Source organism: Aeromonas sp. D3 (assembly GCF_027705025.1).
Lineage (GTDB): Bacteria > Pseudomonadota > Gammaproteobacteria > Enterobacterales > Aeromonadaceae > Aeromonas > Aeromonas salmonicida.
Map to the genome: position 1 here is coordinate 1 of NZ_JAPDBE010000037.1, position 26786 is coordinate 26786.

Genomic DNA, 26786 nt, shown 5'->3' on the forward strand with positions numbered 1-26786 from the left:
CCGAAACCAATCAATAGGTTTCGGATTTTTACACATCAGCAGGATCGGTCAATGGATCCTTAACTGATCGGCATTACCCTGCGGGGCCCTGTTTTTTTGTCAACAATCTGGTGAAATCACGAAATTTTATTATCCGCGATCACCTTTTCCCCATATCAAACCCGCTAATCTTGCGCTGTCGGATCACATGACGGCGCTGCCGAGGAATGGAAGCTATGACCACCCCACATGAGGCGCCCAAGAAGCGCCAACTCCCCACTGTCTATACCCTGCTTTTCATCATCATCGCCCTGATGGCGGCTCTCACCTGGGTGCTGCCGGCGGGCAAATATGACTATGTCACCGCCAAGAGCCAGCAGCCGGTTGCGGCCGCCACAGTGGCCGATTACAGCGGTGATGAGCGCTTGCTGCCTGTGCCCGGCAGCTACACCGAGCTACCCGCCCAGCCGCAAGGGGTGTTCGAGGTGCTCAAGGCCCCCATTCAGGGCTTCCACAAGGCGGCCGACGTGGCGCTGTTCGTGCTCATCATCGGCGGCTTTCTGGCGGTGACCATGCAAAGCGGGGCGCTGGATGCGGGGGTGGGGGCCATAGTGCGCACTTTCGCCGGGCGCGAGCGGCTGCTGATCCCGGTGCTGATCGCTCTGTTTGCCCTCGGCGGCTCCACCTTCGGCATGGCGGAAGAGACGGTGGCCTTCTGGGCGCTCATCGTGCCGGTCATGATGGCGGCGGGCTTCGATCGTATGGTGGCGGCGGGGATCATCCTGCTTGGCTCCGGCGTCGGGGTGCTCGCCTCTACCGTCAATCCGTTTGCCACCGGCATCGCCTCCGGTTTTGCCGGCATTCCCATCGGGGAGGGGATTGGGCTGCGGGTCATCCAGTGGTTGCTGCTGGTGGTCTTCGCCTCCTGGTTCGTGATGCGCTACGCCAAGCAGGTGCAGCAGGACAAGTCCCGCTCCGTGCTGGCTGACATCGCCTATGACGATGAGTTTTCCCAGATGAAGCGCAGTGACTCGGCCTTCACCGGCAAGCAGAAGCTCACCATGCTGGTGTTCTTTGGCACCTTTTTGCTGATGATCTATGCGGTGGTGCCCTGGGCGGATCTGGGGATAGACCTGCTGCCGACCCTGGGTTGGTGGTTTGACGAGCTCTCCACCCTGTTTTTCAGCGCCTCCATCCTGATAGCGCTCATCAACCGGATGCCCGAGTCCAACTATGTGGCGACCTTCCTGAACGGGGCGCGGGATCTCATCGGCGTGGCGCTGGTGGTGGCGGTGGCGCGTGGCATCTATGTGGTGATGGAGCAGGGCGTCATCATAGACACCATCTTGCACTGGGCCGAAGGGTTGGTGACCGGCCTCTCCTCGTCGGTTTTCATCCTGATGGCTTATCTGGTGCACATCATTCTTAGTTTTTTTATTCCCTCAACCTCGGGGCTGGCGACCGTCTCCATGCCGCTGATGGGGCCGCTGGCGGATTTTTCGGGCATCTCGCGGGATCTGGTGATCACCGCCTATCAATCCGCCTCCGGCTGGATCAATCTGTTCGCTCCCACAGCAGCCCATCTGGTGGCGGGACTGGCGCTCGCCAGGATCCCCTACGAGCGATTCGTGCGCTGGGTGCTGCCCTTCATCGTCGGGGTGGCCCTCATCACAATGGCTGTGCTGGTGGCGGGCACCCTGTTGCATGGCTGATGATTCAGCTGCAAACGACAGATAGCAAAAAGGCTCCCGAAGGAGCCTTTTTCATGAGCCGTGCTTACTGCTTGTAGCCCTTGAGGAAGCGGGCGAGGCGACCGATGGCCTCTTCCAGCTCCTCTTCCCGGGGCAGGAACACCAGCCGGAAGTGGTCCGGCGCCGGCCAGTTGAAGCCGGTACCCTGCACCAGCAGCAGCTTTTCCTGCTGCAGCAGGTCGAACACCATCTTCTGGTCGTCACGAATGTCGTACACCTTGGGATCGAGGCGCGGGAACATGTAGAGCGCCCCCTTGGGTTTGACGCAGGAGACCCCGGGGATCTCGTTCAATAGCTCCCACGCCTTGTCCCGCTGCTTGCGCAGGCGACCGCCCGGCAGGATCAGCTCGTTGATGCTCTGGTAGCCACCGAGGGCGGTCTGGATGGCGTGCTGCATGGGCACGTTGGCACACAGTCGCATGGAGGCCAGCATCTCCAGCCCCTCGATATACCCCTTTGCACGGCCCTTGGGCCCGGTAATGACCATCCAGCCCTGACGGAAGCCACAGGCTCGATAGGCCTTGGAGAGGCCGTTGAAGGTCACCACCATCACATCGTCACACAGGGTGCAGACGCTGGTGTGGGAGATGTCGTCGTAGAGGATCTTGTCGTAGATCTCGTCGGCGAAGATGATGAGGTTGTGCTGGCGGGCTATCTCGATCACTTCCAGCAGGAACTCGCTGCCGTAGACGGCGCCGGTCGGGTTGTTGGGGTTGATCAGCACCAGGCCGCGAGTGCGCGGTGTGATGCGGGCGCGGATGTCATCCAGATCCGGATACCAGTCGGCCCCTTCATCGCAGCGGTAGTGCACCGCATGGCCACCGGAGAGGGTGACGGCAGCAGTCCAGAGCGGGTAGTCGGGGGAGGGCACCAGCATCTCGTCGCCGTTGTTGAGCAGCGCCTGCATGGCCATCACGATGAGCTCGCTGGCACCATTGCCGATATAGATGTCGTCGATGTCGACCTTGCGCATCCCTTTTTGCTGGTAGTACTGCATCACCGCCTTGCGGGCAGAAAACAGTCCCTTGGAGTCGCAGTAGCCCTGGCTCAGCGGCATGTTGAGGATGACGTCCTTGATGATCTCTTCTGGCGCATCGAAACCAAACGGGGCCGGATTGCCGATATTGAGCTTGATGATGCGGTGGCCTTCGTCTTCGAGACGGCGCGCTTCTTTATGCACCGGGCCGCGAATGTCATAGCAGACATCGTCGAGCTTGTGCGACTTGTCGATAGTGAACATGGTGAGTGTGCTTCCTTCCCCGTGGGGACGCGTTGGCGAAAAAGGCGATTTTTAGTATCAAATTTCTTTTCCCCTATTCTTCACAGAATTGAATGCTAGAACAATCTTCTTTTTAGTAGAATTCCCTGATTTTTAGCCTAAAAACAGGGTTGCTGAAACGTTAAATTCAGCACGATCGTTTGTGTGAACCGAGGTTCACTAGTGAAAGATGAGGGGCTGATTAACAAAGCTACCCGACTGTGTTGAAATATTCGTATCCAATGGCACGATTGGCTTGGGCCCTAAATCGTCTTCTCGCCCGTGCCAGCGAATAATAAAGAGGGCGCAGACAACAGGGCCTGCGGCTTTCTTCTTCGTTTGTTCATCGAGCCCGCACTCACAGAGGTATGTCCATGCATGCACCCGCGCCCGGCCGTTATCGCCACTTCAAGGGGGGCTATTATCAGGTACTCACCCTGGCCCTGCACACCGAAACCCGGGAGCAGCTGGTGGTCTACCAATCCGAGCAGGATGGGGTTGTCTATGCTCGCCCTGTGGCCATGTTCATGGAGTGGATCGAGCATCAAGGGCAGGTGGTGAGCCGCTTTACGCCGATGGGGGGTTGAGTCTGTCATTTTCACCATAAAAAAAGGCGCCATCAGGCGCCTGTTTTCTATGGAGTAGAGCTTACTGGTAGAGACCCAGGTTCTCTTTGGCATAGGCTTCAAAATCGGTGCAGCCACCGATGTGCTGCTCGTCCAGGAAGATTTGCGGCACTGTATTGACCGGCTTGCCGGCGCTCTTGGCCAGATCTTCCTTGGTGATGCCTTCTGCGTGGATATCCACGTAACGGAAATTGAAATCGTCACGCTGTTCAACCAGTTGCTCGGCGATCTGCTTGGCACGGACACAATAGGGGCAACCGGGACGACCAAAAATCACTGCAAACATCTTCTCTCTCCGTTGAATTGAGGCAGGGCACAGCATAGCCCTGCCTCGGTACCGATCAAAGTGCAAATTGTCGATATGACCATTCGCCCTTTCCGATAAGCCGACGTATTACTGCTCGATGAGCCGGATGAATTGTTGCTGGTAGATGCTCTCCAGCACTCCTTTCTCGAGCCTTGTTCAGGGCATAAGAGTCGCCTTGCTGGCAAGGTGGCTCCCCGCATTACTGTTCGATAATCTGGATGGGTTGTTGCTGGTAGATGCTCTCCAGCACTCCCTTTTCAAATACGGTCCAGGGCCAGGGTGCCTTGCTGGCACGGTAGCGCTCGTGGGTGGCCGGGTCCTGCGACAGGCCGCGCTGGAACATGACAAACGCCTTGCGCTGGCCACCGACTGTGTCGATAAAACCGGCCAGATTGGAGGTACCCGTGATGGTGCCTGTCTTGGCATGCACCCGGTTTTTCATCATGGGGGCGGTAACGCTGCGACGCCAGGCCAGGGTGCCATCCACCTGAGAGCTGGGCAGCAACTTGATGAGACCGAGTTCGGCATCATTTTTCTGGATGAAGTTGAGCACAGACAGCATCTGGCGTGCGCTGATGAGGTTGTGGGCAGAGAGGCCGGAGCCGTCGGCCAGGGTGGCATTGCCGAGGTCTATGCCCTGCTTGGTCAGGATGGCGCGTACCGCCATGGTGCCGCTGCGATAGCTGCCCGGCTTGTTGTAGTAGTGGCGGCCTACCGTTTTCAGGAAGGTGTCGGCGTAGAGGTTGTCCGATTTCTTCAGCATCCTGGAGAGCATGATGGGCAATGAGACAGAGTAATGGGTCCCCAGGGTCTCGGCACTGCCTGGTGCCTTGTGGGTGACCTGAAGCAGCCCTTCGTGTGCTATGCCTGCTCTGTCCATTGCCCAGCGGATGTTGTCCCAGCCCCAGGCTTCCACGTCGTGGATGGCAAAGCGCAGCCCCTGGGGTTCCTTGTTGGGGGTGATGCAGCCTTTGAGCTCATAAAAGTTGCCCTTGGCCATGTCGACTTCCAGGGCGCAGAACTGACGCGCCATGTCGCCATAGCTCATCACCTCCACCCTGTCGGTGCCAATGCCGATGGGCACGCCGGTGGCGACGTTGCCGGTGGCGGGGCGACCAATCTGGGTGGCTGTAATGGTGGCGTAGGCGCAGTTCTTGTCGATGATGACAGAGGAGACAGGGGCGGCGAAGCAGAGGGTCTGATCCCCCCAGGACCAGCCGTTACCGCGCTCATAACCGTTATAGGCACCGGTATTGACGTAGACATTGCCCTTGATGCGGTTGACGCCGAGCTGCTTGAACAGGGCCAGCAGATCCATCCGTGACAAGGTGGGGTCGCCGACGAAGTTGATCCAGATGTCGCCATTGATGGCATCACCCTGTTTGGCACCTGGCTGGGCCTGAATATCGGTGGCAAAACGGAAGTCGGCACCGAGCTCGAGCCGTGCCGCCAGGGCGGTGAGCACCTTCATGGTGGAGGCGGGGGCTATCATGTCATCGGCATTGCGGGCGAACTCTATGCCGCCATTGCCCTGCACTATGATGGCGTACTGGCCCCCCTTGGGCGGCGTCAGCGTGGCGGCTTGAACCAGAGTTGGAACAAGTGTGGAAAATAGAGCACAAAAACCAATCAACAGCCGCTGCATAAGATCCTCTAACTTAACGAAGGGGTCGGTAGTGCGCTACCCACCCTGATAATCAATATGTTTACGTTCACCGGCCAGCCTGTCGCTGCAAGGTATGATCCGCGCTCAGCCAAGGGCATTGGCGGCGCGGTACCGGCCTTCATAATCAAAAATTTTCTCTTTCACCTGCCAAAAGCGACCTGACTTGCGGGCGATGACAAAGTCGGGGTGACGAAACTGGTTTGATGCGGCCAGCACGCTCTCCAGAGTGGTGAATTCCGGCTCCAGGCCCGGGGCGGGCCAATGATGACGCACAAAGCGCTGTTGAAACAAGCGCCGTGCACCCGGGGAGTGAAAACCGAAGTACTCCGTCAGGGTAAGACCATCCTCATCGTGATAGGTCACCTCCAGCCGCTCCCCCTGTTTGCTACGGCCCGCTGTGAGGGTGAGACCGGCGCAGCGAATGACCATGCAGTCTTTCAGATTGAGGGCTTCCTTGAGCTTGTCGTCCGGATCCACCAGCAGCTGATCACAGCTCTGGCAGCGGCGGGCGGCGATGTCGTTTTCGGCGCCACAGGCGGGACACACCTTGGCGCGAAAGCGGTAGTCACACTCCTCACGGTGGCCCTCGTCATCTTCAAACAGCCCCTGACAGCGACGGCCGTAGTGTTCAATCACCTTGCCTTCTTCATCAGTCTTGCCCCAGAAGGTGTTGGCAAAGCCGCAGGCCGGGCAGGGCACCTGTACCGGCTCGGTGCCAGCGTGGGGTCTGGGTTCACCCACCTCGGGAGCGAACAGGTTGAAGTTGTTGCCAGCGTAATCGAGCACCAGACAATCGGCCTTGCCTGGTGAGAGGCGCAGGCCGCGGCCCACGATCTGCTGATAGAGCGACACCGACTCGGTGGGGCGCAGCATGACGATGAGATCGACGTGGGGGGCATCGAAACCTGTGGTGAGCACAGCCACATTGACCAAAAACTTGATCTCCCGCGCCTTGAAGGCGCTGATGAGGGCATCGCGCTCCGGGCCCGGTGTCTCGCCCGTAATGAGGGCCGCCGTCTGGGATTTGGCAATCAGCAGCCCCTGGATCTCACCAGCATGTTCGACGGTGGCGGCGAAGATCATGACTCCTTGCCGGTCGGCTGCATATTCCAGCACCTGGCTCAGGATATGGGGGGTGACCCGTTGCTGGCGTTTGAGCTCGCCGTTGAGATCCGCCTCGCTGAACAGGCCATTCTCCCGCGCAACCAGCTTGCTGAAGTCGTAGTGGACTATGGGGGCGTCGATGAGCCGCGGCGGCGTCAGATAGCCATTTTTCACCATGAAGCGCAAGGGGAGCTCGAACACGCAATCGCCAAACAGACGCTCGCCATGGCTCTTTACCATGCCGTGATAGTGACGCCGGTAGATCCAGCCCAGCCCCAGGCGGTAAGGCGTGGCGGTGAGGCCGAGAATTTTCAGGGACGGATTGCTGGCTTTGAGATGGCCCAACACCTGGTGGTACTGGCTCTCGTCATCCAGCGACACCCGGTGACATTCATCGATGATCAGCAGCGAGAAGGCGCCATCGAAGGCATCCAGATTGCGCGCGACCGATTGTACCGAGCCAAATACCACCTGGGCCTTGGCCTCCTTGCGATCCAGACCAGCGGCGAAGATGTCGGCCTTGAGTCCCCAGGCTTCGTACTTGGCGTGGTTCTGCTCCACCAGCTCCTTGACGTGAGCCAGCACCAGCACCCGGCCACGGGCCTTGCGGGCCAGTTCGGCGATCACCAGGCTCTTGCCCGCACCGGTAGGCAGCACTACCACAGCAGGGTCAGGATGCCGACGAAAGTGACTGATAACGGCGTTGACGGCGTCGATTTGATAGGGTCTGAGAACAAACATGGGGAACGGATGTGGTGCAGGATGGCGCCATTATAGGGATCTTGGCGCCACAAAAACAGCGGGCCGGCATGATGCCGGCCCGCTGGGATCCCTTATTCTGATTAATGGAAGGGGAAGACGTAGTTCATCCAGCTTGCCATGCGCAGCAGCACCTTGCGCATCACGGAAACATGGTGGAAGTGCTGGGTATAGATGGCGGCCTGACCACTGGCGCCAGCGATCACCTGATACTTGTGCCACTCGGGATCCGTGATGGAGATGACCACAGGCAGACGACCCGGACGCACCGCTGTTGTCTGATCCAACAGACCAATATTGGCCTGGACATTGCCGGCGGCGATAGCCGGCACCACGGCGGTGACAGTACCTTTGAAGATCCTGCCGGGGATACCATCGATCACCACTTCGGCCTCGTCACCAATTGCCAGACGCTGCATGCTGTTTTGCCAGAACCAGCCGACATAGGCGGTATCGTCTTTATGGATGAAGGTCATCACGGGGCGATACATGAAAGGGGTGGCAATCATGCCGGGGCGCAGGGCCAGCTGCACCACATGGCCATCACTGGGGGCATAAACCACTGTCTGTGCCAGCTGGTATTTTGCCTCGTTCAGCTGGGCTTGCAGATCTTCCAGGGTGGCTTTTTGCTGGTCAATCTGGGCCACTATGTCGTCCACATTCGCTTGCGTGACATCGAGATCCCGCTGCTTGCCAACTCCCCGCCGCATCAAGTCACTGGCGCGATCCCTGTCCAGTCTGGCAGAACGCAGTCTGGCCTCGATGGATTTGAGGTGTTCACTATTGGCGTCGAGTCGCGCGCTCAGGCTATCCACCTTCAGCTGGAAAGGTTCGGACTCGATACGAAACAGCACGTCGCCTTTTTTCACCGGCTGGTTGGGTTGTACCGGTACCTCGACAACCCGCCCCTTTACCAGGGGAACAATCGGTGTGGAGACGTAGTAGTTGCGGGCCATTTCGGAGTAGGGGTGGTTGTAGTTCATCAGCATGATCAGGGTGCCGATGATGAGCACGCCGCCCAGCGCTGCCGTGGGCACAGTCCACTTGTTGAGCGGGATGCGAAAAATCTTGAACACGGCCACACACAGGGCCGTGTAGGTCAGGATCAGTAGCAGGTCCATGATTTATCCCTGTTGTTCAGTCTGTTGGATGGTATCGATGCGTGCCTTGAGATCGGCGAGTTCCTGCTTGAGAAGCTGTATCTCGTCTTCATCCTGTTGCAGACGCTGGTTGAAGCCCCAGCCGCGATCAGGACGATAGACGGTGGCCCAGATCCAGAGGAAGGGCCAGAGCACATGTAGGGTAAACAGACTGACCCATCCCGCCACATGAATGGCATCTTGATGGGGGTGCTGACGGTGTTTGGCTATTTCATAAGGAATATCGTGGATCACTATGATCCCGTAGAACATGACCAGCCCGACAAAGAAGAGCAGGCCAAGGGCAAAATAATCAAGGAACATGGGTGTCTCCACAGGTTTGATGCACAACCAATCATTGGATTCAATTTTAGATAAAGCAATTAAAGATCACATATTTATCCGGGATTCGGCGGGATTTTACAGCCTGATCTTGTATCGAAGCTTAAGCAGGATGGAATAATTAAACATTGATGCAGGACTCATTTTTACGAGCGAAAAGGTGCGCGTTTGGTTGGTGACACAGGCCGCCTGTTTGTGCTTGCCAGCCGCCGCGGATGATCGAAAAAGGGGGAGCCAATTTGGCTCCCCCTTTTGTTTGCAGCAGGATGCTCAGCTTTCGCCTGGGTTGCTGACCAGGGTCGGGCGGTATTTCAGCAGGAAGGCAATGGTAATGGCGGCGGTGGATGCCAGGCCAATAACGGTGGAAATACCCATCTCCAGCCCGAAACCTATGGGGGCATTGGCCAGATAGGTGAACACCACGGCTGTCATGAACATGGCGGGAATGGTGCAGACCCAGTGCAGCTTGCCCTCTTTGGCCAGATAAGCCGCCGCGGCCCACAGCATGATCACGGCCGTGGTCTGGTTGGCCCAGCCGAAGTAGCGCCAGATCACCCCGAACTCCGCCTTGGAGATGATAAAGCCAAGGATGAACATGGGGATGGCGATGAGCAGACGCTTGGCCATGGGTTTCTGGGTCAGGTTGAGGAAGTCAGCCACAATCAGGCGGGCGCTGCGAAACGCGGTATCACCGGAGGTGATGGGCAGGATCACCACGCCGAGGATAGCCAGTATGCCGCCCACTGTGCCGAGCAGGCTGGTGGACACTTCATGCACTACTGCCGCCGGGCCGCCGCTGGCCATGGTGGCGTTGAGCGCCTCTGTGCTGTCGTAGAAGGAGAGTCCCAGGGTACACCAGATAAGGGCGATGACCCCTTCACCTATCATGGCGCCGTAGAAAATGAAGCGGCCGGATTTCTCGTTCTGCATGCAGCGCGCCATCAGCGGCGACTGGGTGGCATGAAAACCGGAGACGGCGCCACAGGCGATGGTGATGAACAGCAGCGGCCACAGCGGCAGCTCGGTGGGGTGCAGGTTGGAGAAGTCCATCCCTGTGTTGTAGAAGCCTTTGCCGGAGACGATGAGACCTATGATGAGGCCGACCGACATGAACACCAGCAGGGCGCCGAAGATGGGATAGAAGCGACCGATGATCTTGTCGATGGGGACTATGGTGGCGAGGATGTAGTAGGCAAAAATCGCCACAATCCAGTAGACCAGATCGGTGGAGGTGAGGTTGGCCAGCAGGCCCGCCGGGCTCAGTACGAAGACCACGCCCACCAGCATCAGCAACACGACCGCAAACAGGTTCATGAAGTGCTTGGCGACCGTGCCCAGATGTTCACCGACCACGGTCGGTACGGAGGCGCCCTTGGCGCGCACCGACAGCATGCCGGAGAAGTAGTCGTGCACAGCACCGGCAAAGATGCAGCCGAATACGATCCAGAGCATGGCGACCGGCCCATAGAGGGCGCCGAGGATCGGGCCGAAGATGGGACCGACGCCGGCGATGTTGAGCAGTTGCACCAGGTAGACTTTCTTGTCCGACATGGGCACATAGTCCACACCGTCAGCCATGGTGATGGCGGGGGTGGCGCGCTCGGGTTTCGGGCCAAATATCCGCTCGATGAACTTGCCGTAAATGAAATAGCCGGCGACAAGTAAGCCGACACAGAGGAAGAACCAGATCATTGCTACGCTCCTGCATTGTTATTTTATGGTGTGCGCAGCCAGTCTAATGGGGTCGTCTGTCAAGGGCAGGTGAAACGCGCCGAGCGGCGCCATGGTGACTCGAGTGGTCGCCGGCTGTGATCCGGCGCACAGTCCCACGCTATTATTCCAGTCCCAGTTCGTCTTTGAGCTCCTTGAGGTAGCGACGGCTGACCGGTACCCGGGCGCCGCTTGGGGTAACGATCTGGGCCAGCTGGTTTTCCAGCAGCTGGATCTCGAAGATGGCGCCGGGAGAGATCAGATACTGGCGGTGACAGCGCAGCAGGGGGGTCTTCTCTTCCAGAGATTTGAGGGTGAGCTGGGTATGAAACAGCTCGCCCTGACAGGCGACGTGCACACCGCTGAGATCGGAGAAGGCGTACTCCACCTGCTCGATGGGCAGCAGCCGCACCCGGTTGTGCAAATAGCCAGGAATGTGGCGGATAGCCGGAGCCAGCATCGCCATGGATTGGGGGCTGATATCCTGCTTGAGGCGGCTTAGCGTCTTGGCCAGCCGGGCCGGCTCCACGGGTTTGAGCAGATAGTCAAAGGCGTTCTCTTCGAAGGCCTGGATGGCGTACTCATCGAAGGCGGTGACAAACACGATGCGGGGCAGGGGATCCAGCATGGCGACCAGTTCCATGCCGCTCAGCTTGGGCATCTGGATGTCGAGAAACACCACATCCGGCTTGAGCCGCTGTATCAGTGGCAAAGCCTCGATGGCATTGGCCGCCTGGCCCAGGATCTCGATATCGGGGTCCTGGCCAAGGTGCAGGGCCAGCTCCTCACGGGCATAGAGTTCATCATCGACGATGAGTGTGCGGATCATGGGATCTCCTGAACAGAGTGACAATGGGTGAGTGGCCATGGGGGGAGGGAGTGCACCCCATCAATATCAGGAGGTTCAGCATCCGGATGCGTCCCTGGGCAGGGTGAAGGAGACGCGGGTCCAGCGCTCCGGCTCACAGCTGACACTGACGCCATAACGATTGCCAAACGCGCTCTTGAGGCGCCGATCCACTATGGTCATGCCCAGACCATCCCCTGCGGGTTTCTCCTGCCAGGTGCCGGCATTGTCCTCCACGCAGATAGTCACGCTCTCCTGATGCTCTTCGGTATAAAGGCGGATGTATCCCTGCTCCAGCAAGGTCGAGATGCCGTGCTTGATGGCATTCTCGATGAGCGGCTGCAGGGTAAAGCTCGGCAATTTCAGGTTGGCAAGATGAGGCGGGATCTCGTTGATGACGGTCAGCCTGTCCCCAAAGCGGGCCAGCTCTATCTCCAGATAGGATTGGCAGTGCTCCTGTTCTTCCTGCAGGGTGGCGAGGCCACTCTGGCGCTTGAGGTTCTTGCGAAAGAACAGCGACAGGTGCAGCAGCAGTTCCCGGGCCTTGTCCGGATCGCGCCGGGTAATGGCGCTGATGGTATTGAGGGTATTGAACAGAAAATGGGGATTGATCTGGGCCTGAATGAGCTTGAGCTCGGATTGCACCAGCAGGCGCTGCTGCTGCTCCAGTCGCCCGGCCAGCAACTGTTGTGACAGCAGGTTGGCTATCCCTTCCCCCAGCGTGTGGTTGATCTTGAGAAACAGCCGCTTCTTGGGCTCATAGAGCTTGATGGTGCCTATCACCCCCTCATCACCGTGCAACGGTATCACCAATACAGAGCCAAGCTGGCACTGGGGCGAGAGGCTGCAGCGGTAGGGCTGGCTGTTGCCATCGGCAAACAGCACCTTGTTTTGGGCAATGGCCTGCAGCGTGATGGCGGAGGCAATGGGGGTTCCCGGTTTGTGGTGATCTTCCCCCGTGCCGATGAAGGCGAGGATCTTGTCGGTATCCGTGATGGCGACGGCGCCGACCCCTGTCTCCTCTTTTACGATATGGGCTATCTTGCTGCTTGCCTCAGCGGTGAAACCCTGGCTCATGATGCCGACGGTGCGGTTGGCAATGGTGAGTGCCTTGGCGGAGAAGACTCGGGAGAACTTCTCATACATCCGCTGCTGATCGCGGATCATGCTGATAAATAGCGCCGCACCGCAGGAGTTGGCCAGGATCATGGGAGTGGCTATGGTGCGCACTAGCAGCAGGGATTTGTCAAAGGGGGTCGCCACCAGCAGTATGATGACCATCTGCAATATCTCAGCGCCAAATGTCGTGAAGAACGCAATCCTGGGTTCGAACAGCGCATTCATACGTCCCGAGCGCATCAGCCGCCAGTGCACCAGTCCGCCCAACAGTCCTTCGCAGGTGGTGGAGATGGCGCAGGCGAGGTCGGTAAATCCCCCCAGGGTGTAACGGTGCAGACCCCCGGTCAGTCCGACCAAAAAACCCACCAGCGGCCCCCCCAGCAGTCCCCCCAGCACGGCACCGACGGCACGGGTATTGGCGATGGCATCGTCAATATCCAGTCCTACATAGGTGCCCAGGATGCAAAAGCAAGAAAAAATGATATATATCAGTATTTTGTGAGGAATCCTTACGGAATAGTTGGCCAGGGGACGCAACAGGGGGCTCTTGGAGAAGAGGTAGGCGATCACCAGGCTGACGCTCATCTGTTGAAGCAGAGAGAGGACCAACTGCATAAAAAACGTTCCTCAGAGTTCATACCAAAAAAGGCGGCCGGGATGGGCAAATGTGATCAGGATCTTGTTCTGCTGGCGCCCCCGACCCGAACACGGGCACAGTTTGCCAGAAACGTGAAATAAAACCATATTAAATCAGCATGTTAAATTGATATTTGTGTAATCGCCAAAGGGTTGATATTGCTGGGTGGAGCATGAATGTATCCGCTGGATACGCCACATGGAAGTGGCATGCTCCGCCCAGTCCCTTGGCTGGGCGTTTTTTATCCAGAGTCGACAGTGAACCGTTTTGAGGGTAATTGGGCAATTATTCAGGTTTGTCCAATGAGTTATCCCCAGCTTCTGGGGATAACTCAGAAGGCAAAATAGTAACAGAAGCGCCGGGTCAGGTTAAAAAACAGCCGTTGCCCTTCATCTAGATCTTCCTGCTTCAGCACACCGGTAATGGTCCGTTCATCCTCCCGCAAGTCCAGCATGGCCACCCCTTCCGGTCGTTGTGCCTTGATATAGGGCAGTATCTTGGGTTTGAGGGGCATGGTGGGCTCGGTGGACAGCACCAGTGCAATGCTTTCATCCGAGAGTTTAACCAGCGAGCCGGGAGGATAGACCCCCAACACCTTGATCAGCAGCTTGACGAGATCCTGATCGAACTTCTTCTGTGACAGCTTGTAGAGCAGACTGATGGCCTGGCTGGGTGCCGCCGGTGTGGAGCTGTTGCGTGGATGCAGCAGCTCGTCATAGTAGTCTACCAGCCCTATTATCCTGGCCAGCGGGGGGATCTCGCCCCCCTTGATGCCAAGGGGATAACCGCTGCCATCGAGACGCTCATGGTGCAGATGGGCCACCTGGCGGATCTTGGGCTCGAATGCCTGCAAGTGTGTCAGCATCTCCAGTCCGTACTGGGGATGCATGTTGAGAAAGTTCTGCTCCGACTTGTTGAGATCCCCCCGTTTCTGGGTGATCTGGCAAGGTATCTTCATTTCCCCTATGTCATGGATCAGGCCTGCCAGCCCGGTCTCCTCTATTTCGACCGGGTTCATGCCGAGTTCCCGTGCCATCAGCATGGCAATGAAAGCCACGTTCAGGCTGTGCTGCAGCAGGATGTCAGTGTGCGGGCTGCGAATGAGGTGCAGGCCGAGGGGCCCTTCATGTTCACTGATGCGGGCGGCTGCGTTGCGCACTATCTGCGCCGTGTTGGCTAGCCCCTCGTCAGGCTTGAGGTTGAGGGCCCCCAGCGCATCGCGCAGATCGGACATGGATTGGCCAAAGGCCTTGTCTGCGGCGCGCAGGGAGCGGCGGAAGGCTTTCTCATCAAAAGGGGGAGGGCCTGCGTCTACTATCTCGTCAATGGTCGACAGATCAGGGCCGGCAGAAGGGACATCGCCCCGCAAGATGGGTTCGATGGGCAGATCGCTCTTGTCCGGATCCACCATCAAGAGGGTGAGGTCGAGGTGACGTATGATGTCGAGCTGCTGCTGATCCTTGATCTTGAAGGCATTGAACATAAAAGGGTGACTGGTCCATCCCGTGGGGAGATGGATGTAGTGGCCGATCCGTAACTGCTCTATCGAGGCTTGTATCAGCGCCATGTGCTAACTCGCATTTCATGAATGCCTACCAACAAGCTAGCAAAATTAGAGAGATAGACAAACAAAAAAGCCCGCGCATGTGCGCGGGCTCTCGAGTTCAAGTCCGATTATCAGGCCTTGGATTTCTTCTTGCTGTCTACCTTGGTTTCAACCTTGGTCGCTACCTGAGTTTCCTCGGTGAAGGGACGGCCATAGTAGGTGTCCATCAGGATGGCTTTGAGCTCGGTGATCAGCGGGTAGCGCGGGTTGGCACCGGTGCACTGGTCATCGAAGGCTTCCAGCGCCAGCTGGTCAACCTTGGCCAGGAAGTCAGCTTCGTTCACGCCAGCTTCACGGATGGAGGCCGGGATGCCCAGAGTGGCTTTCAGCTCGTCCAGCCAGGCCAGCAGTTTCTCGATCTTGGCAGCGGTGCGGTCACCGGCGGCAGTCAGACCCAGGTGGTCGGCGACTTCAGCGTAACGACGGCGAGCCTGCGGACGGTCGTACTGGGAGAACGCAGTCTGCTTGGTCGGGTTGTCGTTCGCGTTGTAGCGGATGACGTTGCTGATCAGCAGGGCGTTGGCCAGGCCGTGCGGGATGTGGAACTCGGCACCCAGCTTGTGCGCCATGGAGTGGCAGACACCCAGGAAGGCGTTGGCAAACGCGATACCGGCGATGGTGGCCGCATTGTGCACCTTCTCGCGAGCAACCGGGTCGTTGGCACCGTTCTGGTAGCTGGAAGGCAGATACTCTTTCAGCAGCTTCAGGGCTTGCAGCGCCTGACCGTCGGAGTACTCGTTGGCCAGTACGGAAACATAGGCTTCCATGGCATGAGTGACCGCATCCACACCACCGAAGGCGCACAGGGACTTGGGCATGTTCATGACCAGGTTGGCATCCACGATAGCCATGTTAGGGGTCAGCTCGTAGTCAGCCAGCGGGTACTTCATGCCGGTGGCGTCGTCGGTTACTACCGCAAACGGGGTGACTTCAGAACCGGTACCGGACGTGGTGGTGATACAGACCAGTTCGGCCTTCACGCCCATTTTCGGGAACTTGTAGATACGCTTGCGGATGTCCATGAAGCGCATGGCCAGATCTTCGAAGGCAGTATCCGGGTGCTCGTACATGACCCACATGATCTTGGCCGCATCCATGGGTGAACCACCACCCAGCGCCAGGATAACGTCCGGCTTGAAGGAGTTGGCCATCTCGGCGCCCTTGCGGACGATGGACAGGGTCGGGTCAGCTTCTACTTCGTAGAATACTTCCACTTCCATGTTCAGCTTCTTGAGCAGACGAACTACGTCATCGGCATAGCCGTTGTTGAACAGGAAACGGTCAGTTACCACCATGGCGCGCTTCTTGCCTTCCAGGTCGCCCAAGGCGATCGGCAGGGAACCACGACGGAAGTAGATGGATTTCGGAAGTTTGTGCCACAGCATATTTTCTGCCCGTTTTGCGACTGTCTTCTTGTTGATCAGGTGCTTGGGACCGACGTTCTCGGAGATGGAGTTACCACTCCAGGAGCCGCAACCCAGGGTCAGGGAAGGAGCAAGAGCGAAGTTGTACAGGTCACCGATACCACCCTGGGTGGAAGGGGTGTTGATCAGGATACGGGCGGTCTTCATCTTGTCGCCGAAGTATCTGATACGGTCCTGATTGCGATCCTGGTCGGTGTACAGACCTGAGGTGTGACCGATACCACCGATGTTGACCATGGTGCAGGCCATCTCGACAGCGTCTTCAAAATTCTTGGCGCGGAACATGCCCAGAGTCGGGGAGAGCTTCTCATGAGCGAACTCATCTTCAGCGCACAATTCCAGGCCTTCACCGATGAGGATCTTGGTGGTGGCAGGCACAGTCACACCGGCCATGGCGGCGATCTTGGTGGCTGGCTGACCGACGATATCTGCGTTCAGCGCGCCGTTAATCAGCAGCACCTTACGTACCTTGTCCGCTTCATCTTTGGACAGGATGTAGCCATCGTGGTTGGAGAAACGCTCTTTTACCTGGTTGTAGATGGAGTCAACGACGATGACGGCTTGCTCGGAAGCACAGACCACACCGTTGTCGAAGGTTTTGGACATCAGGATAGAGGCGACGGCACGCTTCACATCGGCGGTTTCGTCGATGACGATTGGCACGTTACCGGCACCTACACCGATGGCAGGCTTGCCTGAAGAGTAAGCGGCTTTCACCATGCCCGGGCCACCGGTGGCCAGGATCAGGTTGATGTCGTTGTGTTTCATCAGTGCGTTGGACAGCTCAACGGATGGTTGATCGATCCAGCCGATGATGTCTTTCGGTGCACCGGCGGCAACTGCTGCATCCAGCACCAGCTTGGCAGCGGTATTGGTGGAGTTCTTGGCGCGGGGGTGCGGGGAGAAGATGATGGCGTTACGAGTCTTCAGGGAAATCAAAGATTTGAAGATCGCGGTAGCGGTCGGGTTGGTGGTCGGAATGATACCGCAGATGATACCTACCGGCTCGGCGATGATCATGGTGCCCATCTCGTCATCCTGGCTCAGGATGCCGCAGGTCTTCTCGTCTTTATAGGCGTTGTAGATGTATTCGGAGGCGAAGTGGTTCTTGATAACCTTGTCTTCGATGATACCCATACCGGATTCTGCCACGGCCATCTGGGCCAGGGGGATACGGGCATTGCTGGCGGCCAGGGCGGCGGCACGGAAAACCTTGTCTACCTGCTCTTGCGAGAAGCTGGCGAATTCACGCTGGGCTTCTTTGACGCGGGCGACCAGTGCATCCAGTTCAGCCAAATTGGTTACTGCCATGTTTATCTCCTGATGATTTGAAAACTGTTTAGTAAGAGTTTGGCAATGCCCGGAAATTATAGTCGCCCTGTCAAGGCGAGAATCACTATAAGGGGGTATTTACATGCCTTACTAAATTGCTTTCTGAGCCGATTATAGAGCGGGTCTGACTCAGAAAAATTTGATCTGGATCATGTGTAACAAAAGAACAAAAGAAATTTTGTTTCACAATACATGTTTTCCGGATGTTACGAGGATGTAGAGTGAAACAAAAGCGGGATGAATCATGGGTGAACAGAGTGTCACGCACTATTTTTCAAGCAGTTAGCACGATCACATCCCAGTGTCCACGGGTCGGGGTCAGGGGGAGTACAGGGGCTGCATTGTGATAGAAGCGGCGATCATCCAGGACCAGATATTCTCCTGGATGTAACTCTTGTTGGAAAAATGGTTGTTCTTTTAATCCATGATAAAGCTGAAGCGCGCCGCCACAGACCCCTTCGCGGCCACAAAAAAACACGCCGATAAAGTCGAAGCCATCCTGATGGACGCCTTCCGGTGCGGGAGGCACGCTTTCGCCCTGGGCCGTGGTGATCCGCATCTGGTGAATGCCGATCGCCTTGGGAAGGTGCGAATAAGTCACCAAACATAAAAATGCGCCTTTGTAAGTATTTGAATTTAATAAACTAATTTTTTCAGTTTCGTTGTGGAGGGTGCTTATTCGCACCCTCCCTTGCCATCCGCGAGTCGAATATGGCGGGCAAAGCGGGTCAGCATCTGCTCAAAGGCGGGATGGGCGACAAAAGCGGGATCCAGCTCGGCATAGGTTCTGGGCACATCCCCGAGGAACTTGTTGATGGCGGCGGCCTGAAAGAAGACGCCGTTGTCGAGGGGGGAGAAGCGTGACCCCTCTTTCTCGACACGGCCATAGCGGCGTTCCCGAAAAGTGCCCTGAATATAGGGATCGACCGGCAGTCGATCAAAAAAGCCGAGCAGGGGGTCGACCGTGCCTGCCGGCAGCGAATCCAGGTGCCATTTCAACTTGATGTCCGTATCAATCATTACAAAATCCTTGTTTGCTGAGATGAAATCTTGCGCCAAAACTCCGTGGCCGCATAAAGCTCGACGTGATTTTACCAGAGTGTTAAATGGCGACAATCTTTATTAACAAATCAATGTGTTGAATTTTGGCCATGCATTAGAGGAACTAACTGAAAAGCCACGGAAAGGGTGAGATTATTTGATTGGTGAAGGGCATTGGCATGGTGTAAATTTACGCACGATTTATCGGGGGGATCCCCGTGGCCTTGCTTACTTCTGGATGGCGCCTATGGCAGCGATTGACGTCTCTTTATATCTGAAGTTTTTCATCGGTTTGTTCGCGATCATCAACCCATTGGGGTTGTTGCCGGTGTTTGTCAGTCTGACCGGCCATCAAACGCCGGAAGAGCGGATGAAGACCAACACCACTGCCAACATTGCCGTGATGATTATCTTGCTGGTCTCCATGTACATGGGGCAGCTGATCCTCGATGGCTTTGGCATCTCGCTGGCGTCGTTTCGCATCGCCGGTGGATCCCTGATTACCCTGATCGCCTGGTCCATGCTGCAGGGCAAGCTGGGGGAAGTGAAGCATAACAAACAGGAGAAGGGTGAGCTGGCCGCGCGCGAATCTGTCGCTGTGGTGCCCTTGGCACTGCCGTTGATGGCGGGTCCGGGTGCCATCTCTTCTTCTATTGTCTACGCCAGCCAGAGCACCTGGTCCCAGATGCTGGGCATGTCGCTGGTGGTCATGGTGTTTGCATTCTGCTCCTGGCTCATCTTCCGCGCCGCCCCCTTGCTGTTCAAGCTGATGGGCAACACCGGCATCAACGTGGTCACCCGGATCATGGGCCTTATCATGATGTCGCTGGGCATCGAGATCATGGTGGCAGGGATCAAGGGAGTCTTCCCCGGATTGATGTGATTCAGGTCTGTTTTGTCGGAGCCGGTCCTCGTGACCGGCTTTTTATTGTTTCTTTTTTGTTAGTCATTTCCTAGAATCGAGCGGGTTTGTATAAAAAACGTCCGCGGCGCGATATTTAAATGCTGAATAATTGGCTAAAAGCTGTTTTTTTAACCATGAAGCCCAGCCTAGCCTGATGATATCTATTGCATTATTAGAATTGTCAGGGAATTATGCTGGCAGCGGGGTACTTATCTCGTTGATGGACAAATGCATGGAATGTTCTTGTTGGAGTAAATGGAAATGACTCATAAAAAAACAATGATTAATACCCTATTGGTGGCAGCGCTATTTGGCGGAATGAATGCGGCGCATGCTGCTGATGTCCCCGCAGGTACCAAACTGTCTGATGTTCAGCAGTTGGTGAAAGGCAACGGCTCCGAGCCCGCAACCCTCGATCCCCACAAAACCGAAGGAACGGTTGAATCCAATATTCTGCGTGACTTGTTCGAAGGTCTCGTCTCCTCCGGCCCCAAGGGTGAAGTGCTCCCCGGTGTGGCCGAGTCCTGGGAAACCAAGGACAACAAAAAATTCGTGTTCCACCTGCGCAAAGATGCCAAGTGGTCCAACGGGGATCCCGTGACAGCCCACGATTTCGAGTTCGCCTTCAAGCGGGCCGTGGATCCCAAGACTGGTTCTCCTTATGCCTGGTACATGGAGATCCCGACCATAGTCAACGCCACCGAGATCATTGCCGGCAAGAAGCCGTCAGATACGTTGGGCGTGAAGGCCGTCGATGATTACACCTTCGAAGTACAGCTGGAAAAAGCGATCCCTTACTTCGTCAGCATGCTCTCCCACACCACCACCTACCCGGTGCCGAAGAAGGTGATCGAGAAGTTTGGTGACAAGTGGACCCAGCCAGGCAACATGGTATCCAACGGTGCCTACCAACTGAAAGACTGGGTGGTGAACGAGCGCGTCGACGTCGAGCGCAACCCCAAATACTGGGGCAACGCCAAGACGGTGATCGACAAGGTAAGCTACCTGCCTATCCAGTCCACCAATGCCGAGTTGAACCGCTATCTGGCCGGAGAACTGGATCTCACCTACAACATGCCCATCGAGCGCTTCAAGCAGATGAAGAAAGATCTGCCGAACGAGGTGAAGGTGAGTGGCTACGTAGGGACCTACTACTACACCTTCAACACCAAACGCAAACCCTATGACGATGTTCGGGTTCGCACTGCACTTACCTACGCCATCGACCGTGACGTGATTGCCGACAAGGTGATGGGCAAGGGAGAAACACCGGGTTATGCCCTGGTGCCTGACTTTGTGGATGGTTTCAAACCGGTTGCCCCCGAGTGGTCCAAGTTGACCCAGGCTGAGCGCGACACCAAAGCAAAAGCCATGTTGCAAGAGGCGGGATATGGTCCAGACAACCCGCTCAAGTTCGAGCTGCTCTACAACACCGACGACAACCACAAGAAGGTGGCCGTTGCCGTGGCCTCCATGTGGAAGAAGCTGGGCGTGCAGGTCAGCCTGGTGAACCAGGAGTGGAAGACATATCTGGAGACACTCAAGCAGGGGCAGTTTGATGTTGCTCGTCGCGGTTGGATCGCTGACTACAACGAAGCTTCCTCCATGCTGGATCTGATGCAGACCACTCACGGTAACAACGATGGCAAGTACTCCAACCCGGTGTTTGACAAGCTGATGGACGAGTCTCGTGACCAGGTCGATGATGCTTCCCGCAACAAACTCTATGTCCAGGCCGAAGAGATCCTCACTAAGGACATGCCGATCGCCCCCATCTACCAGTACGTGACCTCCCGCATGGTCAAGTCCTATGTGGGCGGCTATCCGGCCAACCCGCTGGACAACCTCTACAGCAAAGACATGTACATCGTTGCTCACTGAGTAAAATAACAAGTCGCATAACAAGCAGGCCCGCCAGACGGCGGGCCTTAGTATTAAAACCGCGACCCTTTGGAAGCAGTACAGGACAGGAATTGTCTATGTTGAAATTCATTTTTAAACGTCTATTGGAAGCGATCCCGACTCTGCTGGTCTTGATCACCGTCTCTTTCTTCATGATGCGTTTCGCGCCGGGTAACCCCTTTACCAGCGAACGTGCCCTGCCGCCGGAAGTGTTGGCCAACATCGAGGCCAAGTACGGCCTGGACAAGCCCATCGGCGTGCAATACCTCACCTATCTTGGCAACCTGGTGCAGGGCGATCTGGGGCCTTCCTTCAAATACAAGGACTTCAGCGTCAATGATCTGGTGAGTCAGGCGCTGCCTGTTTCCGCCAAGATCGGGAGCGCTGCGTTCGTCTTTGCCGTCTTGCTGGGGGTGACCTTTGGCACCATTGCAGCCTTGAAACAGAACACCCTCATCGACTATCTCTTGATGTCGTCTGCCATGGCTGGCGTGGTGATCCCGGGCTTTGTGCTGGCACCCTTGCTGGTGCTCTTCTTCAGTATCTATCTGGGCTGGTTCCCGGCCGGTGGCTGGCAGGGGGGCGGGGTGCAATTCATGGTACTGCCGGTATTTGGCATGATGATGTACTACATCTCCGCCATCTCGCGCATCATGCGTGGCAGCATGATCGAGACCATGAACTCCAACTTCATCCGTACCGCCCGTGCCAAGGGCTTGCCGCTGCGTCACATCATACTGAAACACGCGCTGCGTCCGGCCATGCTGCCGGTAGTCTCCTATCTGGGGCCTGCGTTTGTGGGCATCATCACGGGTTCAGTGGTGATAGAGACCATTTTCGGTTTGCCGGGAATTGGTCAGTTGTTTGTCAACGGTGCCCTCAACCGTGATTACTCCATGGTGCTTGGCCTGACCATTCTGGTCGGCGCCCTCACCATTACCTTTAACGCCGTGGTCGATATTCTCTATGCCTTTATCGATCCCAAGATCCGTTACTAAGTCGGGAGTTCATCATGGTTGTCACAACTGAAAAACGCGAGGCCGTCGAGGCGTTCGCACAGCAAGTGGAAGTGGTGGAGGGACGCTCCCTGTGGAAGGATGCCCGTCGCCGTTTCCTGCGTAACAGGGCGGCGCTGACCAGCCTCATCATATTGACCATTATCGGTCTGGCGGTGATCGTCGGTCCCCATCTGTCCCAATACACCTTCGACGATCCGGATTGGGGCGCCATGCAGGCCGCGCCGGATATGGAAACCGGCCACTGGTTCGGCACCGACAGTCTGGGGCGTGATCTGTTCGTGCGCACCCTCTTGGGTGGCCGCATCTCGCTGATGGTCGGCATCATGGGCGCCATGGTGGCCGTGGTCATCGGCACCTTGTATGGCGCGGCGTCCGGTTTCATCGGTGGTCGGGTCGACAGCCTGATGATGCGCGTGCTCGAGATCCTCAACGCTTTCCCCTTCATGTTCTTCGTGATCATGCTGGTGACCTTCTTTGGCCGCAATCTGGCGCTCATCTTCATTGCCATCGGGGCCGTAAGCTGGCTCGACATGGCGCGGATCGTGCGAGGCCAGACCCTGAGCCTCAAGAGCAAGGAGTTTATCGAGGCGGCTCACGTCTGTGGCGTCTCCAAGTGGAAGATCATCACCCGTCACATAGTGCCGAATGTGCTCGGTATCGTGGCCGTCTACGCCACCTTGCTGGTGCCGGGCATGATCATGTTTGAATCCTTCCTGAGTTTTCTGGGCCTCGGCGTCCAGGAACCCATGACCAGCTGGGGTGCCCTGCTGGATGAAGGCTCCAAGTCGATGGAAGTGGCCATATGGCAACTCTTGTTCCCTGCCGGTTTCATGGTGGTGACCCTGTTTTGCTTCAATTTCCTCGGGGATGGTCTGCGTGACGCACTCGATCCGAAGGATCGATAACAAGAGCGGCCAAAGATCGATAAGGAGTTTTTATGAAATTACTGGATGTAAAAGATCTGCGAGTCGAGTTCAAGACTCCGGATGGCAATGTGGTGGCGGTCAACGACCTCAATTTCTCTCTCGCCGCAGGCGAAACTCTGGGGATCGTCGGCGAGTCAGGATCCGGCAAGTCCCAGACGGCATTTGCCATCATGGGGCTGCTGGCCAAAAACGGCATCATAACGGGGTCGGCCAAGTTTCAGGGTGACGAGATCCTCAACCTGCCGGAGCACAAGCTCAACAAGATCCGCTCCGAGAAGATTGCCATGATCTTCCAGGACCCTATGACCTCGCTCAATCCCTACATGAAGGTCAAGGATCAGCTGATGGAAGTGCTGATGCTGCACAAGGGGGTGAGCAAGGCCGAGGCTTTCGAAGAGTCGGTGCGCATGCTGGATGCGGTGAAGATCCCCGAGTCGCGCAAGCGGATGAATATGTATCCTCACGAGTTTTCCGGTGGCATGCGCCAGCGGGTGATGATCGCCATGGCCCTGCTCTGCCGGCCGCAGCTACTCATCGCCGATGAGCCGACCACGGCGCTGGACGTGACGGTGCAGGCCCAGATCATGACCTTGATGAACGAGCTCAAGCGCGAGTTCAACACCTCCATCATCATGATCACCCACGATCTCGGCGTAGTAGCGGGTATCTGTGACAAGGTGCTGGTGATGTACGCCGGTCGAACCATGGAGTACGGCCGGGTGAACGATATCTTCTATCGCCCGAGCCATCCCTATACCGAAGGCTTGCTGCGCGCCATTCCCCGCCTCGACACCGAAGGGGAAGAGCTGCCCACCATACCGGGCAATCCGCCCAACCTGCTGCGTCTGCCCACCGGCTGCCCCTTCCAGGAGCGCTGCCACAGGGTGAGCGAGATTTGCGGCCAGCAGTCACCTGTTCTGACTCCGTTCAACGACGGGCGTGAGCGGGCCTGTCATTGGGTATCTGATGCCATCAACGCCAAGGAGGTGAGCGTATGAATGCGGTTATATGCGGCCAGCCATCCTCCATGATCCTGACGCCGTTTAACGACAGGCGTGAGTGGACATGTCGTTGGGTATTGGATGCCATGATCAAGGGGGCGAATTAAATGGGTACTGACAAGAAACTGCTGCTGGAAGTGTCCGACCTCAAGGTCCACTTCAGCATCAAGAGTGACAAGGCCTGGCCCTGGGCCAAGCCCTCGGCGTTGAAGGCGGTAGATGGGGTCACCCTGCGCCTGTACGAAGGGGAAACCCTTGGCGTAGTCGGGGAGTCCGGCTGTGGCAAGTCTACGTTTGCCCGTGCCCTGATAGGGCTGGTGCCGGCTACCGACGGCAAGGTGGTGTGGCTGGGCAATGATCTGACCAAGCTTGACCAGAAGGCGTTGCGGGAGAAGCGCAAAGAGATCCAGATGATCTTCCAGGATCCGCTGGCCTCCCTGAACCCGCGCATGACCATCGGCGACATCATCGCCGAGCCGCTCATCACCTTCTATCCCAACCTCTCCAAAGAGCAGGTGAAGGAGAAGGTGCGCGCCATGATGAGCAAGGTGGGTCTGCTGCCCAACCTGGTGAACCGCTATCCCCACGAGTTTTCCGGCGGCCAGTGCCAGCGTATCGGCATCGCCCGGGCGCTGATCCTGGAACCCAAGATGATCATCTGTGACGAGCCAGTGTCGGCGCTGGATGTTTCCATCCAGGCTCAGGTGGTGAACCTGCTCAAGGCAATCCAGAAGGAGATGGGGCTGTCGCTCATCTTCATCGCCCACGACTTGTCCGTGGTCAAACACATCTCGGATCGGGTGCTGGTGATGTATCTGGGCAATGCGGTGGAGCTGGGCACGCGCAAGGAGATCTTCGCGAACCCCCTGCATCCCTACACCAAGGCGCTGATGTCGGCCGTGCCCATTCCGGATCCGGATCTGGAGCGCAGCAAGGTCATCCAGATCCTGGAAGGGGACTTGCCATCCCCCATGAATCCGCCGTCCGGCTGCGTGTTCCGTACCCGCTGCCCAGTGGCGGGTCCCGAGTGTGCCAAGACCCGGCCCCAGCTGGAGGGCAATTTCGACCACGCCGTCTCCTGCCTCAAGGCCGATCCGCTCTGAGTGTGAGCATCCGATACGGGGCGCCCAGGTGGCGCCCCGATTCATTTTGCATTTGGACAAGATGCATCTTGGTGTTCTCTTTTGCTGCTGTTACTATCCGCTTCAACAAGGGGAGTAACTTCTCGCTGGTTTGTCGTCATTACGGTGCACCCATTTCCTGCAGTGCACCCGGCAGCCGGGCAGTTGATGCAAATCAGCTGTAAGTGAGACCTTGCCGAGAGGCAAGGTGTATCTGCTCCAAACGCAAACCCACGCCTCTCGGTCGTGGGTTTTGTCGTTTTTGGGAGAGATGAACATGGGTGAATGGTGGATGTGGACCGGTTTCTTCAGCATAGTGCTGGTCCTGTTATGGATAGATATACGTTTTGTTGGTGGTGGCAAGGCGCACAAGGTATCCCTCAAAGAGGCGGGCATCTGGTCTCTGGTCTGGGTCAGCGTGGCGCTGCTCTTCAACCTGGCAATCTGGCTCTGGCTGGATCACAGCGCAGGCCGCGAAATTGCCAACCAGAAGGGACTGGCGTTTCTCACCGGCTACCTCCTCGAGAAGGCGCTGGCGGTGGACAACGTCTTCGTCTGGCTGATGCTGTTCGGTTACTTCGCCATCCCGGCCGAGTTGCAGCGCCGTGTGCTGCTCTACGGGGTTTTGGGTGCCATCGTCATGCGGGCAGGCATGGTGTTCGCGGGCAGCTGGCTCATCGAGGAGTTTCACTGGATCTTGTATCTGTTCGGGGTTTTCTTGCTGCTGACCGGGGTCAAGATGCTGTGGGCAGCCGACAAGGAGCCTGACTTGGCCAACAACCCGCTGCTGGGCTGGATGCGCCGTCGCTTCAAGGTGACCGAGACCCTGGAAGGGGAGAAGTTCTTCGTCTGGCGTGACGGTGTGCGGTATGCGACGCCGCTGCTGCTCATTCTGGTGCTGGTGGAGGTGAGCGATCTCATCTTCGCGGTGGACAGTATCCCGGCCATCTTCGCGGTGACCACGGATCCCTTCATCGTGCTGACCTCCAACATCTTCGCCATCATGGGCCTGCGCGCCATGTACTTCCTGCTGGCCGGTGTGGCCGAGCGTTTCGCCCTGCTGAAATACGGTCTGGCGCTGATCCTGATGTTTATCGGGGTCAAGATGCTGCTGCTGGATATCTTCAAGATACCGACCGGCATTGCCCTTGGGGTCGTGAGCTTGATCCTGCTGATCTCCATGGGGCTGAGCCTCTGGACTACTCGCAGCCAGCCGTCGGTCAACGCAGAACGGTGAATGTGAAGAGGGCTCCCGCGGGAGCCCTC

20 protein-coding genes and 2 pseudogenes are annotated in these 26786 nt (G+C 57.2%); 9 read left to right on the forward strand and 13 right to left on the reverse strand.

Features of this window, described 5'->3' with window-relative positions:
* The first annotated feature begins 215 nt into the window (after positions 1–215).
* Positions 216–1691 carry a YfcC family protein gene (locus OKC28_RS17900; protein ID WP_270690685.1) on the forward strand — a complete coding sequence of 492 codons (1476 nt, stop codon included), beginning with the start codon at positions 216–218 and terminating at the stop codon, positions 1689–1691.
* A 64-nt stretch (positions 1692–1755) separates the two neighbouring features.
* Here the strand turns inward: OKC28_RS17900 and OKC28_RS17905 are convergent, their stop codons facing one another.
* Positions 1756–2970, reverse strand: coding sequence for a pyridoxal phosphate-dependent aminotransferase (locus OKC28_RS17905; protein ID WP_005314784.1), 1215 nt, complete (start codon positions 2968–2970; stop codon positions 1756–1758).
* A 392-nt stretch (positions 2971–3362) separates the two neighbouring features.
* Here OKC28_RS17905 and OKC28_RS17910 point away from each other — a divergent pair, with 392 nt between their 5' ends.
* The gene (locus OKC28_RS17910; RefSeq protein WP_005314787.1) at positions 3363–3575 is read left to right on the forward strand and encodes a DUF1653 domain-containing protein; all 213 of its coding nucleotides are present in this window, start codon (positions 3363–3365) and stop codon (positions 3573–3575) included.
* A 61-nt stretch (positions 3576–3636) separates the two neighbouring features.
* Here the strand turns inward: OKC28_RS17910 and OKC28_RS17915 are convergent, their stop codons facing one another.
* The 12 genes and pseudogenes from OKC28_RS17915 to OKC28_RS17970 form a co-directional block, all read right to left on the reverse strand.
* Complete coding sequence (locus OKC28_RS17915; protein WP_005314790.1) at positions 3637–3900, reverse strand: GrxA family glutaredoxin; 264 nt, start codon at positions 3898–3900, stop codon at positions 3637–3639.
* A gap of 220 nt (positions 3901–4120) precedes the next feature.
* Positions 4121–5566, reverse strand: a complete 1446-nt coding sequence (gene dacB / locus OKC28_RS17920; RefSeq protein ID WP_021140934.1) for a D-alanyl-D-alanine carboxypeptidase/D-alanyl-D-alanine endopeptidase — start codon at positions 5564–5566, stop codon at positions 4121–4123.
* A gap of 105 nt (positions 5567–5671) precedes the next feature.
* A complete protein-coding gene (locus OKC28_RS17925) occupies positions 5672–7432 on the reverse strand; it encodes a DEAD/DEAH box helicase (protein ID WP_212540640.1) in 1761 nt (586 codons plus the stop codon).
* Positions 7433–7533: 101 nt separating this feature from the next.
* Complete coding sequence (locus OKC28_RS17930) at positions 7534–8571, reverse strand: HlyD family secretion protein (RefSeq protein WP_005314797.1); 1038 nt, start codon at positions 8569–8571, stop codon at positions 7534–7536.
* Between the two features lie 3 nt (positions 8572–8574).
* A complete protein-coding gene (locus OKC28_RS17935; RefSeq protein ID WP_005314799.1) occupies positions 8575–8913 on the reverse strand; it encodes a DUF3302 domain-containing protein in 339 nt (112 codons plus the stop codon).
* A 288-nt stretch (positions 8914–9201) separates the two neighbouring features.
* Positions 9202–10623 (reverse strand): carbon starvation CstA family protein, encoded by a 1422-nt coding sequence (locus OKC28_RS17940; protein ID WP_021139957.1) that lies wholly within the window; start codon positions 10621–10623, stop codon positions 9202–9204.
* Positions 10624–10765: 142 nt separating this feature from the next.
* Positions 10766–11470, reverse strand: a complete 705-nt coding sequence (btsR, locus tag OKC28_RS17945) for a two-component system response regulator BtsR (RefSeq protein ID WP_270690691.1) — start codon at positions 11468–11470, stop codon at positions 10766–10768.
* Positions 11471–11545: 75 nt separating this feature from the next.
* Positions 11546–13222 (reverse strand): sensor histidine kinase, encoded by a 1677-nt coding sequence (locus tag OKC28_RS17950; RefSeq protein ID WP_270690693.1) that lies wholly within the window; start codon positions 13220–13222, stop codon positions 11546–11548.
* Positions 13223–13575: 353 nt separating this feature from the next.
* Complete coding sequence (locus tag OKC28_RS17955; RefSeq protein WP_270690695.1) at positions 13576–14811, reverse strand: HD-GYP domain-containing protein; 1236 nt, start codon at positions 14809–14811, stop codon at positions 13576–13578.
* 110 nt (positions 14812–14921) lie between these two features.
* Positions 14922–17585 (reverse strand): bifunctional acetaldehyde-CoA/alcohol dehydrogenase, encoded by a 2664-nt coding sequence (adhE, locus tag OKC28_RS17960; protein WP_270690697.1) that lies wholly within the window; start codon positions 17583–17585, stop codon positions 14922–14924.
* A gap of 295 nt (positions 17586–17880) precedes the next feature.
* Positions 17881–18186: pseudogene (locus tag OKC28_RS17965) on the reverse strand (2OG-Fe dioxygenase family protein); the annotation flags it as partial.
* Positions 18187–18299: 113 nt separating this feature from the next.
* Positions 18300–18626: pseudogene (locus OKC28_RS17970) on the reverse strand (2OG-Fe dioxygenase family protein); the annotation flags it as partial.
* A gap of 268 nt (positions 18627–18894) precedes the next feature.
* On the opposite strand from OKC28_RS17970, the gene OKC28_RS17975 reads away from it, so the two are divergent.
* The 7 genes from OKC28_RS17975 to OKC28_RS18005 all read left to right on the forward strand — a co-directional run bounded on the left by OKC28_RS17975 (position 18895) and on the right by OKC28_RS18005 (position 26757).
* Positions 18895–19530, forward strand: a complete 636-nt coding sequence (locus OKC28_RS17975; protein ID WP_005314822.1) for a YchE family NAAT transporter — start codon at positions 18895–18897, stop codon at positions 19528–19530.
* Positions 19531–19812: 282 nt separating this feature from the next.
* Positions 19813–21432 carry an ABC transporter substrate-binding protein gene (locus OKC28_RS17980; RefSeq protein WP_270690704.1) on the forward strand — a complete coding sequence of 540 codons (1620 nt, stop codon included), beginning with the start codon at positions 19813–19815 and terminating at the stop codon, positions 21430–21432.
* A 98-nt stretch (positions 21433–21530) separates the two neighbouring features.
* Entirely contained in the window at positions 21531–22451 is a 921-nt protein-coding gene (gene oppB / locus OKC28_RS17985; protein WP_021139963.1) for an oligopeptide ABC transporter permease OppB, read from the forward strand.
* A gap of 14 nt (positions 22452–22465) precedes the next feature.
* Positions 22466–23377, forward strand: coding sequence for an oligopeptide ABC transporter permease OppC (gene oppC, locus OKC28_RS17990; protein ID WP_021139964.1), 912 nt, complete (start codon positions 22466–22468; stop codon positions 23375–23377).
* Between the two features lie 32 nt (positions 23378–23409).
* Positions 23410–24396, forward strand: a complete 987-nt coding sequence (locus OKC28_RS17995) for an ABC transporter ATP-binding protein (RefSeq protein WP_042869676.1) — start codon at positions 23410–23412, stop codon at positions 24394–24396.
* Positions 24397–24506: 110 nt separating this feature from the next.
* Positions 24507–25502 (forward strand): murein tripeptide/oligopeptide ABC transporter ATP binding protein OppF, encoded by a 996-nt coding sequence (gene oppF, locus OKC28_RS18000; RefSeq protein ID WP_058395427.1) that lies wholly within the window; start codon positions 24507–24509, stop codon positions 25500–25502.
* Between the two features lie 295 nt (positions 25503–25797).
* Positions 25798–26757: a TerC family protein gene (locus OKC28_RS18005; RefSeq protein ID WP_021139968.1), complete on the forward strand. Its 960-nt coding sequence runs from the start codon at positions 25798–25800 to the stop codon at positions 26755–26757.
* Positions 26758–26786 lie beyond the last annotated feature (29 nt).

Coding starts and splice junctions, on each gene's coding strand:
- OKC28_RS17900 (WP_270690685.1), top strand. CDS start 216: ATGACCACCCCACATGAGGCGCCCAAGAAGCGCCAACTCCCCACTGTC.
- OKC28_RS17905 (WP_005314784.1), bottom strand. CDS start 2,970: ATGTTCACTATCGACAAGTCGCACAAGCTCGACGATGTCTGCTATGAC.
- OKC28_RS17910 (WP_005314787.1), top strand. CDS start 3,363: ATGCATGCACCCGCGCCCGGCCGTTATCGCCACTTCAAGGGGGGCTAT.
- OKC28_RS17915 (WP_005314790.1), bottom strand. CDS start 3,900: ATGTTTGCAGTGATTTTTGGTCGTCCCGGTTGCCCCTATTGTGTCCGT.
- dacB (WP_021140934.1), bottom strand. CDS start 5,566: ATGCAGCGGCTGTTGATTGGTTTTTGTGCTCTATTTTCCACACTTGTT.
- OKC28_RS17925 (WP_212540640.1), bottom strand. CDS start 7,432: ATGTTTGTTCTCAGACCCTATCAAATCGACGCCGTCAACGCCGTTATC.
- OKC28_RS17930 (WP_005314797.1), bottom strand. CDS start 8,571: ATGGACCTGCTACTGATCCTGACCTACACGGCCCTGTGTGTGGCCGTG.
- OKC28_RS17935 (WP_005314799.1), bottom strand. CDS start 8,913: ATGTTCCTTGATTATTTTGCCCTTGGCCTGCTCTTCTTTGTCGGGCTG.
- OKC28_RS17940 (WP_021139957.1), bottom strand. CDS start 10,623: ATGATCTGGTTCTTCCTCTGTGTCGGCTTACTTGTCGCCGGCTATTTC.
- btsR (WP_270690691.1), bottom strand. CDS start 11,470: ATGATCCGCACACTCATCGTCGATGATGAACTCTATGCCCGTGAGGAG.
- OKC28_RS17950 (WP_270690693.1), bottom strand. CDS start 13,222: ATGCAGTTGGTCCTCTCTCTGCTTCAACAGATGAGCGTCAGCCTGGTG.
- OKC28_RS17955 (WP_270690695.1), bottom strand. CDS start 14,811: ATGGCGCTGATACAAGCCTCGATAGAGCAGTTACGGATCGGCCACTAC.
- adhE (WP_270690697.1), bottom strand. CDS start 17,585: ATGGCAGTAACCAATTTGGCTGAACTGGATGCACTGGTCGCCCGCGTC.
- OKC28_RS17975 (WP_005314822.1), top strand. CDS start 18,895: ATGGCAGCGATTGACGTCTCTTTATATCTGAAGTTTTTCATCGGTTTG.
- OKC28_RS17980 (WP_270690704.1), top strand. CDS start 19,813: ATGACTCATAAAAAAACAATGATTAATACCCTATTGGTGGCAGCGCTA.
- oppB (WP_021139963.1), top strand. CDS start 21,531: ATGTTGAAATTCATTTTTAAACGTCTATTGGAAGCGATCCCGACTCTG.
- oppC (WP_021139964.1), top strand. CDS start 22,466: ATGGTTGTCACAACTGAAAAACGCGAGGCCGTCGAGGCGTTCGCACAG.
- OKC28_RS17995 (WP_042869676.1), top strand. CDS start 23,410: ATGAAATTACTGGATGTAAAAGATCTGCGAGTCGAGTTCAAGACTCCG.
- oppF (WP_058395427.1), top strand. CDS start 24,507: ATGGGTACTGACAAGAAACTGCTGCTGGAAGTGTCCGACCTCAAGGTC.
- OKC28_RS18005 (WP_021139968.1), top strand. CDS start 25,798: ATGGGTGAATGGTGGATGTGGACCGGTTTCTTCAGCATAGTGCTGGTC.